The 1,703-nt window shown below is 54.9% G+C and carries 1 rRNA gene; it reads right to left on the bottom strand.

Going from position 1 to position 1,703, the window contains the following annotated elements:
• Nucleotides 1-51 precede the first annotated feature (51 nt).
• A 16S ribosomal RNA gene (locus MHM85_RS18240) occupies nt 52-1,584 on the bottom strand.
• Between the last annotated feature and the right edge of the window lie 119 nt (nt 1,585-1,703).

Raw genomic sequence — 1,703 nt, 5'->3', positions numbered from 1 at the left:
TCTGATCAGGTAATTCATTGTGAGCGCTTACCGCGAGGATGAGTCATCGGTTAAGGAGGTGATCCAGCCGCAGGTTCCCCTACGGCTACCTTGTTACGACTTCACCCCAGTCATGAACCACACCGTGGTGATCGCCCTCTTGCGTTAGGCTAACCACTTCTGGTGCAGTCCACTCCCATGGTGTGACGGGCGGTGTGTACAAGGCCCGGGAACGTATTCACCGTAGCATTCTGATCTACGATTACTAGCGATTCCGACTTCACGGAGTCGAGTTGCAGACTCCGATCCGGACTGAGATCGGCTTTTCGGGATTGGCTCACTCTCGCGAGTTGGCAACCCTTTGTACCGACCATTGTAGCACGTGTGTAGCCCTACTCGTAAGGGCCATGATGACTTGACGTCGTCCCCACCTTCCTCCGGTTTGTCACCGGCAGTCTCCTTAGAGTTCCCGCCATTACGCGCTGGCAAATAAGGACAAGGGTTGCGCTCGTTACGGGACTTAACCCAACATTTCACAACACGAGCTGACGACAGCCATGCAGCACCTGTCTCTGCGTTCCCGAAGGCACTAAGGTATCTCTACCAAATTCGCAGGATGTCAAGAGTAGGTAAGGTTCTTCGCGTTGCATCGAATTAAACCACATGCTCCACCGCTTGTGCGGGCCCCCGTCAATTCATTTGAGTTTTAACCTTGCGGCCGTACTCCCCAGGCGGTCGACTTATCGCGTTAACTTCGCCACAAAGTGCGCTAGGCACCCAACGGCTGGTCGACATCGTTTACGGCGTGGACTACCAGGGTATCTAATCCTGTTTGCTACCCACGCTTTCGCACCTCAGTGTCAGTGTCAGTCCAGAAGGCCGCCTTCGCCACTGGTATTCCTCCCGATCTCTACGCATTTCACCGCTACACCGGGAATTCTACCTTCCTCTCCTGCACTCTAGCTTGACAGTTCCGGATGCCGTTCCCAGGTTGAGCCCGGGGCTTTCACAACCGGCTTATCAAGCCACCTACGCGCGCTTTACGCCCAGTAATTCCGATTAACGCTTGCACCCTCCGTATTACCGCGGCTGCTGGCACGGAGTTAGCCGGTGCTTCTTCTGCGAGTGATGTCTTTCCTAGCGGGTATTAACCGCTAGGCGTTCTTCCTCGCTGAAAGTGCTTTACAACCCGAGGGCCTTCTTCACACACGCGGCATGGCTGGATCAGGGTTCCCCCCATTGTCCAATATTCCCCACTGCTGCCTCCCGTAGGAGTTCGGGCCGTGTCTCAGTCCCGATGTGGCTGATCATCCTCTCAGACCAGCTACGGATCGTGGCCTTGGTGAGCCGTTACCTCACCAACTAGCTAATCCGACATAGGCTCATCCGATAGCGGGAGCCGAAGCCCCCTTTCTCCCGTAGGACGTATGCGGTATTAGCCTGGGTTTCCCCAGGTTATCCCCCACTATCGGGCAGATTCCTATGCATTACTCACCCGTCCGCCGCTCGTCAGCATCCAGCAAGCTGGATCTGTTACCGCTCGACTTGCATGTGTTAGGCCTGCCGCCAGCGTTCAATCTGAGCCATGATCAAACTCTTCAGTTTAAGATCAATGCGGTTCTTGCCTGTCGCCGAAGCAACAGAAGCGAACCAAACTTGGCTCAAGGGTCAAACGAATTCATTCATTAGGCCGAAGCCTGTTTGACGAGTCGCTTGCCTTGATA

The sequence above is a fragment of the Halomonas sp. McD50-4 genome (genome assembly GCF_022348135.1).
Classification (GTDB): Bacteria; Pseudomonadota; Gammaproteobacteria; order Pseudomonadales; family Halomonadaceae; genus Vreelandella; species Vreelandella piezotolerans.
The sequence above is the reverse complement of the archived record's forward strand: the minus strand, read 5'-3'. Positions and strand labels throughout refer to the sequence as shown.